We start from the raw sequence: 8,706 nt of genomic DNA, 5'->3' as shown, positions 1-8,706 counted from the left end.
AGTTGAGTAAATTCAATTTAAGTTACCCAACTTTTGCATATAAAGAACATTCACCAATCTTAGGGGAATATCGGCTGATCCATAAACTGATTTCCATCGACTATTAGTAAATGCGCATGTCTCTTCGTTCCTTTTTTATCGGTAATCGGTCTACGGTTTTGCATTCCACACGCCATTGGAAGTTGTTGTTTAGCTATAATCAAACCAATAGGAGGTTGATATTCCGCAAAACTGCTACGCTTTCCGCGGGCTTGCGCCGAACTAATTCGAACTAATCGTTCGAGTGGATTTCGACACTTCGCTATTCCCGCTGGAGTCTTCAAGTCTCTAGTTTTTGCATCGCTACGCTAGCTTCGAAACATGAAAGCGCTCTGTACCGAAATCTACTAAACCATTTTAACAGAGCCTTAAAATAGAAAAGCCGCCCGATCTCGATAAATCGAGATTAGGTGGCTTTAATAGATTAAGCGTACTTTTTCAGTGGCCTCGAACATTTAGCAGGGTTTTTTAATAGCATTTTTTTAGTTTTGTGTTAAAATTTTAGAGGCTCGAAACATTTTTTAATAGAAAGTAGGCTGTAATATGGCGAGTAATTCTAATCGCTTTGCACTATATGTGCTGATGTTTAATATGTTTATTGCTATGGCTGGGATTGGTTTAATCATTCCGATTATGCCTGCATATTTAGATACATTTGGAGTGGCTGGTCAAGCACTTGGGTTCTTAATTGCGATGTTTGCTTTTGCGCAGTTTCTTTTTTCTCCCTTAGCTGGCGATTTATCAGATAAATTTGGTCGAAAATATTTAATCATCGTAGGTCTTATCATTTTCGGTTTGTCTCAATTGATGTTTGGTGCTGCATCAGAATTATGGATATTATTTTTAGCACGTTTCTTTAGTGGTGTCGGCTCTGCCTTTATCATTCCACCCATGATGGCATTTGTTGCGGATATAACAACTGAAGAAGAACGTGGTAAGGGGATGGGATTGCTTGGCGCATCCATGTCTCTTGGTTTTATGATTGGACCTGCCATCGGAGGATTTTTAGCTGAAGTAAGTATTCATTTTCCTTTTTATGTTGCGACAGCTGCAGCTCTAATTGCTGCAACGATATCAATGTTTGTTCTTCCAAAGACGAAGCCAACTATATTGAAGACTGATGTGCCTGTCAAACGCGAAAACATTCTCAAACAAATGAAACGTTCAACGACCACCCCATACTTTGTTATGTTAATTGTTGTCCTTGTTTTTTCATTTGGCCTCGCCAATTTCCAAGCAACTATCGCTTTATATGTTGATAAAAAATATGGGTTTACTCCAGGCGAAATTGCAGCCTTAATAACAGCTGGTGGTTTTGTCGGTGTGATTGTACAAACGTTTGTTATTAATAAGTTGTTTAACCGTTTTGGTGAAATCAAAGTCATTCTAGTGAATTTACTCGTTTCTGCACTTTCCATGATTTCAATCCTTTTCGTAGATGGATTCTGGCCAATCTTAATCGTCGCCAGCGTGTTTTTCACTGCAGCTTCGTTACTTAGACCAGCAGTAAATACACTGATCTCTAAACAGGCTGGAAATGAACAAGGATTTGCAGCTGGGATGAACAATGCTTATATGAGCTTAGGCAATATGATTGGTCCAGCTCTTGCGGGGATACTGTTTGATATCAATATGAGTTTCCCTTATATCGCGGGTACTTTAATATTAGTCATTTGTTTCTTTATTGCTACAATTTCATACAGGAAATCAACAGTTGTCATACCATTATAAAAAGGAACTGTCCTAAAAGTCATAAATTATGACTAAGGGCAGTTCCTTTTCATATTTAGTAGAGGTCGATTTCCGTTGCAAACGGACGCTTTCCGCGGGCATGACTTCAGCCTCCTCGTCGAGCAAGCTCTCCTGTGGGGTCTTCAGCTCATGCACCTGTCGCTTCGCTTTCGGTGCAGAAAAACAACTGCTATTCCCGCTGGAGTCGCCGTATTCCACTCCAATCAACTATAGGTTCAATATGTGCAAACAAGAAAATAATAATGGTTAAAATTTTTAAATGTAAGTACAGAAAAAAGACTTAATTTTTCCACTTACTTTATATTAATGACTTTTTAGAAAGCCCCTTTTATATCTTCCTAGTTTCACTACCGAGTGTATGTGCCAGTTGATTGTTAGCGCTTCTTTTTCCCTTTCAACAATTGAGATACATTTGTATCAAGCTGAGTTGAAATCGGTTCAAGTTTGTCACGTTTCAATCCTTGAGGAAGTCTTGAAAGCATACCCCATCCAAAACGTCTCAATGTAATATCAACAAAAAATAGTAGCATGGCAAGTAATATAAGCCACCTTTGAATGCTTTTACTCTCTGAGCTTTCGTAGCCTATATCTCGCATAGTTTGCTCAGGTGTTGTTACAACTTGACCACCGGTTCGATTAGCGATATCTTGCAGTAGACTTTTATTTGGTGGCTGAATTTTATACTCTTCACTATAAGGAATCGAAATCCCTGCTTGATACATACTGTCTTGCTCATTTGATATTCGTAAAAAAATGAGACCTGGATCAGCTTCAAAAGAAACTCTACTTTTACCTGGGGCGATGGGTTCTGATATGCTGTCGATCTCCTCACCAGCTTCGTTTACTGCAACAATATCTAAAAATGAAGACTGTCCTGAAGAGTCAGAGACCGTATAAGAGCCATCTTCAGACTTCCGAATATCGAATGGTACTTCACTATACGAAGGCAACAATCTAGAAACTGCTGTGTTCCAAAAATTCCCCCATTGATTGAAACGGGCAAAATCTCCACTCCATGCACCAGTGGAATCAGACGTGTAAGCAATTGTCCGCCCTAGTCCATACATCCATTCCGCAATTACGGGATCTTCTTTGGTACTTTCTGCAATTACTGTTGAAGTTTGTTTCGCAGTCGTTGCTATATATGCATTGAACTGAGGAACCCCTTCTTCAAATAAACTCGTCCACACAGGATCTCCACTTATCGTCGGATAAAAAGGATTATCTTCAATATAGGTTCTCGAAATCATCACGGTCTCTCTAGACAAAATCGCAGGAATGGTACTTTCATCCATGACGTCATAAAAACGCCCCGTACCGAATTGTGCAAGTTCTTCTAGAAGATTTCGATCAGCATCTTGACCAATCGCTACAGTAGATAATGTGATATTGTCAGAAAGACCTTCTGTAATTAGTTCTTCATAATCATTTTGAGTGGCTGATTGTCCATCTGTTAACAGAATGATATGTTTTCTTTGTAATTTCAAATCAGTCAATCTCTCGTAAGCAAGTTCTAGCCCTGGATAGATTTCAGTTCCTCCACCCACGGATACTGATAATATTTTTTCTAATGCTTTTTCTTTATTCGTTAACGTTTTGGCTTCGATAATCTCCCAAGGTCGATCATCAAATGCAATAAAGCCGAGTGTATCGTCTTCTCGCAATAACTCCACGGAACGAGCTGCAGCCTCTTTTGCTAACTCAAATTTATTACCACTCATGCTTCCAGAACGGTCCATAACTATGATGAGACCAAGAGATGGTAATTGTTGCTTACCTTTCACTTCCATCTCAACAGGGAGAAGCTTTTCAATAGGTGTTTTAAAATATCCACCCAAGCCATAACTATTATCTCCCCCGACCATCATAAATCCAACACCAAAGTTTTTAACGGCTTGTTCAATCACCGTCATTTTAGCTTCACCAACTTGATAGCCAGGAACGTTATCAAAAATAATGGCATCGTATCCTAAGTAATTCGATAAATCAAATGGCAACTGTGAAGCTGAAATTTCATCCGTTTTCACTACATCTTGATCAATATAGCTCGGGATAGGTGATGTTAGTTTATCACTACTTACAATCAATAATTTTGGTGCACTTTCCACCATCGTCACACTCGTTAATTTGTTGTTTTCAAGTAACGCATCACCTGTGATATTTAATTGAACTTGGTATTTTAACAATCCTTCTCCTGTTGATGCATGACGAAGTGTAAATGTATTGTTACCCGGTTCTATTTGTACTGATTCTTTTGAAAGAATTTGATCGTTTTGGGAAAGGATTAATTCTCCTGTCACAGCTTTTGTTGACTCCACTTGTACGATAAGTTGTTGTTGTTCGCCTTCAAAAGCAACTGGTGGTGTTTCAAAGCTCGTAATGGCTACATCGTCTGATTGTGGTCGATTTAATACGTACGTGTCGATTTCAACATGACTGCCAGCCATTCGTGAAAGTTGGTCAGAAACAGAACCACTATTTTCTAAACCATCGGTCAACAGGACGATTCGAGTTGCTTTCTTTTGATCAGCTAAGTTACTTGCAAGTTGAATACTTTCAGCAATATTTGTCAGACTCTCATTTTCAGAGTCGATAAAATCCGGAACATCCTCTGTATCTAATGATAAGGGCACTTGTGTTTGAAATTTCTCATCAAAAGAATATAAGCCAACTGCTTGGTGTTCTTTCTTTTCAGAGAGTGCTCTAACAAGAAACTCCGTAGATTGCTGTTCAGTACCATCTGTAGAAGCTGATCGATCTACAACAAATAATATTTGCTCTTCTTTTATAGGCAATAATAATGTTGGCATGGTCAAAGCAAAAATCAATAAACTTACCGCAATTACGCGAATGGTAAATATGATGGTGTGTTCACGTCTAAAGTGTTTATGATTTTTCCACCAAGCAAATGTGAAATATATGGCTGGAAAAAGAAATAATAGTAGCCAAATAGGAGATTCAATTCGTAAACCCACGACGTCGTTGCACCTCCCATTCAATGATTAATAACAGAACAATGAGAAGTAAAAACCATGGCACAAGCGATGTTTTAACCGTTTCCTGAACACCATCTTGTGACGCATTGCCAATTGTAAATGATGTTCCATTTTCAATATGCTTCTCTTGCTGTTCTAATGCAACGGCAAATTGTTTTTCATTTTGACCGGACTTGACGAAATAAAGGCCAGGTTTGCTTGGTGCAAAGAATTGACCACCATCTTCAAAAGAACTAATATATTCATCATTACTTGAAAAAATCTCCCACTCTTCTGCTGTTTCATCTGTAACTAGAGAAAGTGCCTTTCTCTCATTTGGAGAAAAAGTGCCGAGATTGTTACTATTCATAGACATTTGTTCTCTGGAACTCCATAGGAACAATGGGAAAGACGGATGGAGCGGCCAATCGGTCATTTGAATATCCGCTAAGATAATTAAATCACCTTTATCTGAACGTTGAATAAATGGGTCATCTCCCACTCTCGCGATGGTTTCATAGTTAGGAAATGACGGATATAAACTACTAACAAAGATATCTTTCATTTCTACATAAGCAAACACATCATCACGTTCGGTGGTTATCACTCCGTTCACTTCTTTAGCCTTTTCATCATTACGACCAATTAACATGACAGGTAATTTGGAAGCCGTTAGTTGTTCCGTTTGATTCGTCACAACAATTGCTCCTTCTGAGAGATCTGCTAATTGTTCAGTAGGCACGGAACTGACCGGAATATCCATCGCTTGAAAAGCGGAAGTTACCAGTTGATGTAAACTTCCATCGACATAAGTTTGGGATGCTGGTTGCTGTAGAAGAACGGTCGATTCGTTATCAACAGCATAGTTATCTTCTATAGTAAGAGACGCGACTAATCCAGTGGAGTTCGGTAAATCTTTAAACGATAAGGATAATGTATCATTCGCGGGAATCTCCACCGATTCTTTGACAATTACGCTACCATTTCCAATAGACTTAATTTCAAAAGTCCCCTGTTGTCCAATTGCTGCATCATTCGATAGTTGAGCTAGTGCTGATATTCCTTTATCGGTTGAAGTAGCTCCAAATCGGAGGATAGAAACATTTATCAAATTCTCTGGAGAACCTTTAACAAACCAGGTTACCTTGTCGTTTTCTACTGGCAATTCGCTTCGCTCTACATGATCAGTGAACAAATAAATAGATGTTTCTTTCCCTTTTAAGAGAGATTTCGTAAAGTCCAACATCTTTGATAAATTTTCTTGTTCATATTGAACTGCTAACTTATCAATTGTGGATTTTATTATGGACACATTCGTTTCATCACGTAATAAGATCGTCGGTTCTTCCCCTGTAGTCATTAAAGTTAATGGTTTTCCTGCTAATTGTTCCGATAGTTTCATCATTTCTTTTTTATGCTTATCAAAAACGGACTCATCATCGGCTGTAGCAAGCATAGTCGCAGAAGTATCCACAACCCAAATAATATGTTCACCGGCAATCGCTTGAGATTTTAGGTATGGGTGCAATAAGGCAAACATCAAAAGAAACAATGCAAGCATTTGTAAGTAAAATAAGGCATTTCGTTGCAAGTTTTGAAGATAAGGAGAAACTTTTGTTTCTTTCATCACGGTTTCCCAAAACATCGTGGAAGAAATCGTTTTTTCTACATATTTTTTTCGAAAGAAATAATAAAGTAAAACAGTGATCGGGATGATCGCCGTCCACAAAAACGCTAATTGTCCAAAGCCCATAGACGGCTCACCTCAGTTTATCCAGTTTGACCGAATCATTTGATGGAAAAGAATATGACTAATATCATCTTTAGTTTCGACTTTCAATGTATGAATGCCAAAACGACGACAAAGTGCATCAAGTTCCAAAAAATGCTGCTGTCTTTTCTTTTCATAATCTTCTACAACTCGCCTCGAGACGGAGACATTCAACTTCTTTTCAGTCTCCCGATCAATCAATTGTAAATCTCCAGCAAAACTTGGTGCGATTTCATCGCTCGATTGCACAAGAATTAATCGTATGTCTTGTGAAAATTTTGGTAATCTACGTAAAACTTTTCCCCACTCATCTATCGCTTCTAATCCGTCAGAAATGATAAATAATACGGTACTGTCCTTCGCAATATGCTGTAAAGCCTGGCTAGTGAATAAGGAGTTACTTTTAGACTCACTTAAATTGGTTATGTAAGATGAAAAAGCCTTTCTATACATAGCACCTTTTCTTCTAAAAGGCGCTATTTTCTCCTCAGTTGGCGTCGCAAATGAAAGGCGATCATCTCTACCTAATACGAGTTGTCCAAGTGAAATCGTTAGTTGCTTAGCTAGTAGCCACTTTTTGTCTTCCTGCATCGATTTTGAACTGTCTAGTAAAATATGAACGCGCATTTCTTGTTCATCTAAAAAACGCTTAATGAAGTATTTATCCGTTCTCCCAAAGACGTTCCAATCAATTTGACGAACATCGTCGCCAGGATGATATTCTCTAAAGTCCGAAAAGTCGAGAGACGAGCCAAACCGCATCGATCGATGTGAACCTTTATGTTGTCCGCGCAGTTTCGATTTCGTAGCAATTTGTAAACGTCCAATTTTTGCAGACCAATCCTCCGGCAAAATGGATATTTGGCTCATGTTGTCTGGCCTTGTTTTATGGATTGAAGTAAACTTTCAAGGATGGAATCTGCTGTCTTTCCTTCAGCTTCACCTTCATAATTTAACAACATGCGATGACGAAGAGCAGGTGTGGCCACTGATTTAATATCTGCAATTGAGACATGATAACGTCCAGCTACAAGAGCTCTTGCTTTAGCTAAACGAATTAGACTTTGTAGCCCACGCGGTCCACTGCCGTATTGGACATATTGTTTTACGTCTTCAGTAGCATCTTCACTCGGATGTGTAGCCGAAGTTAAATCAATCGCGTAATCAAGCATATCATCCGCTATAAGTACCTCTTTCACCATTTGTTGAGCAATAATTAAATCGGCTGTATTCATGACTTTTTGAAGTTGAATAACTTTGGAACCAGTTGTTCTCAAAATTATTTCTTTTAGCTCTTCTTTTGTTGGGTAATTAACATGAATTTTGCATAAAAAACGGTCCATTTGAGCTTCTGGAAGCGGATATGTACCTTCCATTTCAATTGGATTTTGAGTTGCAAGAACAAAAAATGGACGAGCCATTTGTTTTGTATCTCCCAAAACGGTTACGGTTTTCTCCCCCATGGCTTCGAGCAAGGCACTCTGTGTTTTGGGGGTTGCCCGATTTATTTCATCGGCTAAAACCATTTGACTGAAAATGGGACCTTCCTTAAATGAAAATATTTGCTTCCCTTCATCTGTACGCTCAATCATACTGGTACCCGTAATATCTGAAGGCATTAAATCTGGTGTGAACTGAATTCGTGAAAAAGATAAATCCAAAACATCTGAAATCGTGCGAATCAACATCGTTTTTCCTAATCCTGGCAAACCTTCAAGTAAAGCGTGACCATCCGCTAAAACTGAGTACAATGTGAAATCCACTGCTTCTTGTTGTCCTACAATAAATTGCCCAATTTCTTGTTTTACTTGGTCTAAACGTTGACTCATTTCTTCGTAGTTTTGTGGTGTAAATGACATATTCAACCTCCTATTGGCTTGATTCAATTGATGAAAAATAGTCTTGAACGATTCGTTGTAAGTCTGGTGGCAACTGAAGACGATCTGAACTTTTTAAGTAAGAGTCTTTATACGATCCAATGACATCGCCATACGGCCTAACAGTTCCTTTTGTAACAGGAACTGCGCTCTCTTGCTCTTCTGCTGAAGATCCTTCTCCCATTTTTCCACTATCTACTGTGGAATCACTAGATCCACCAAGTCTTGATGGTACAGATAATAAATCTCGACTACCTGAACCCAGTCCACCTTGTAAACCGCCCGCTGACTG

The 8,706-nt window shown here is 38.7% G+C and carries 6 protein-coding genes and 1 pseudogene; 1 reads left to right on the top strand and 6 read right to left on the bottom strand.

All coding sequences use genetic code 11. The features are described 5' to 3' along the window. Positions 1 to 59: 59 nt before the first annotated feature. Entirely contained in the window at positions 60 to 323 is a 264-nt protein-coding gene (locus WBG45_RS05255) for a hypothetical protein (protein WP_424412734.1), read from the bottom strand. 259 nt (positions 324 to 582) lie between these two features. On the opposite strand from WBG45_RS05255, the gene WBG45_RS05250 reads away from it, so the two are divergent. Beyond that, positions 583 to 1,770 (top strand): MFS transporter, encoded by a 1,188-nt coding sequence (locus WBG45_RS05250; protein WP_424412733.1) that lies wholly within the window; start codon positions 583 to 585, stop codon positions 1,768 to 1,770. Positions 1,771 to 2,165: 395 nt separating this feature from the next. Here the strand turns inward: WBG45_RS05250 and WBG45_RS05245 are convergent, their stop codons facing one another. The 5 genes and pseudogenes from WBG45_RS05245 to WBG45_RS05225 all read right to left on the bottom strand — a co-directional run. Then, positions 2,166 to 4,766 (bottom strand): VWA domain-containing protein, encoded by a 2,601-nt coding sequence (locus WBG45_RS05245; protein ID WP_424412732.1) that lies wholly within the window; start codon positions 4,764 to 4,766, stop codon positions 2,166 to 2,168. Further along, the gene (locus WBG45_RS05240) at positions 4,750 to 6,519 is read right to left on the bottom strand and encodes a vWA domain-containing protein (RefSeq protein ID WP_424412731.1); all 1,770 of its coding nucleotides are present in this window, start codon (positions 6,517 to 6,519) and stop codon (positions 4,750 to 4,752) included. The genes WBG45_RS05245 and WBG45_RS05240 overlap by 17 nt, the downstream gene beginning before the upstream one ends. A gap of 12 nt (positions 6,520 to 6,531) precedes the next feature. Then, positions 6,532 to 7,407 carry a DUF58 domain-containing protein gene (locus tag WBG45_RS05235; RefSeq protein WP_424412730.1) on the bottom strand — a complete coding sequence of 292 codons (876 nt, stop codon included), beginning with the start codon at positions 7,405 to 7,407 and terminating at the stop codon, positions 6,532 to 6,534. After that, positions 7,404 to 8,396 carry an AAA family ATPase gene (locus WBG45_RS05230; RefSeq protein ID WP_424412729.1) on the bottom strand — a complete coding sequence of 331 codons (993 nt, stop codon included), beginning with the start codon at positions 8,394 to 8,396 and terminating at the stop codon, positions 7,404 to 7,406. Before WBG45_RS05230 ends, WBG45_RS05235 begins: the two co-directional genes overlap by 4 nt. A 10-nt stretch (positions 8,397 to 8,406) precedes the next feature. Then, positions 8,407 to 8,706, bottom strand: a pseudogene (locus WBG45_RS05225) (hypothetical protein); the annotation flags it as partial.

It is taken from the genome of Paenisporosarcina sp. (genome assembly GCF_049671445.1).
In the GTDB taxonomy this organism is placed as follows: Bacteria; Bacillota; Bacilli; order Bacillales_A; family Planococcaceae; genus Paenisporosarcina.
This window is presented reverse-complemented; position numbering and strand designations above follow the sequence as displayed.